The 1,120-nt window shown below is 63.7% G+C and carries 1 protein-coding gene and 1 pseudogene; both read right to left on the reverse strand.

Annotated elements, in window-relative coordinates:
- On the reverse strand, positions 1–590 hold a 590-nt coding region (gene kdsA / locus EN984_RS35525; RefSeq protein WP_127379728.1), incomplete at its 3' end, for a 3-deoxy-8-phosphooctulonate synthase.
- Positions 587–1,120, reverse strand: a pseudogene (locus EN984_RS35530) (VOC family protein); the annotation flags it as partial. The gene kdsA and the pseudogene EN984_RS35530, both read right to left, overlap by 4 nt.

Here is a 1,120-nt window from a genome sequence, read left to right on the forward strand (position 1 = left end):
ATGATGGGAAGAGCGCGCATGTCGGAGACCAGCGTGTTGTAGCCGAAGGAGGCGCCGCGCTCGGTGGTCAGCACATTGGCATTGCCGGATCCGGTGATCTTGGCGACGACGTTCTTCATGTCCCAGGGGGCGAGGAACTGCCCCTTCTTCACATTGATAACCTTGCCGGTCCTTGCGGCGGCGACCAGCATGTCCGTCTGGCGCGACAGGAAAGCCGGAATCTGCAGGACATCGACATGCGGCGCGACGATCGCGCACTGCTCCTCGGTGTGGACATCGGTCAGCACGGGGAGCGAAAATTCCTTGCGCAGTTCGTCGAAGACGGGAAGGGCTGCGTCCATGCCGGCGCCGCGCGTCGCCGACAGCGAGGTGCGGTTGGCCTTGTCGTAGCTGGTCTTGTAGACGAGGCCTATGCCGAGCCTGCCGGTCAGTTCCTTCAGTGCGCCGGCCATGTCGAAGGCATGCTGGCGCGATTCAAACTGGCACGGGCCGGCGATCAGGGACAAAGCCGCCCTGTTGTCGAAGACGACATTGCCGACGGCTACAGACGAATTGGGCGCCATCGAATTGGACGCTTGCGGCTTGCTCATGGGATCTCCCGGAAGATAAAGGCCGCGCCCTGTCCGGGTGCACGCCGCACGACGATATCATTGCCCGCTATATCGTGTTGGACGGAATTGGCTGCAAGCAGCCTTGATGTCACATCGGCGTTCCGAACCGAAAAGACCACCGCTGCGAAGCGTAGATCTGTCGGCGCGCCGGCCGGCAGGCCGAAGCGCGCGGTGAAAGCCGCGCGGTCAAGCACGCTCAAATCCGCATTCGGCAAGGGAAAAATGCCGCCCTGCCCGTCGGCGGCCGGATCATCCACCGCCACGGAAATCAGCCCATGCTGCTTTCCGGGCGCATCGCTGACCGCCAAGATCTCGACAATTCCGGTCGCGCCGTTGGCGTGGGCCTGCAAAGCCGTGCGATCAACATCAGGCGCGTTGACCCGCTCGCAGGCAAACAGGAAGGCGTCCGTGGCCTCGGCTCCGGCCGCAAAGGCGAGCTTGAACGACGCGACGTCGCTTTTGCCGGCCGGGTCGGTGAAGGCGCGCGAAAAACCCAGCATGTCTCCCGC

The organism is Mesorhizobium sp. M7A.F.Ca.CA.004.12.1.1 (genome assembly GCF_003997835.1).
Classification (GTDB): Bacteria; Pseudomonadota; Alphaproteobacteria; order Rhizobiales; family Rhizobiaceae; genus Mesorhizobium.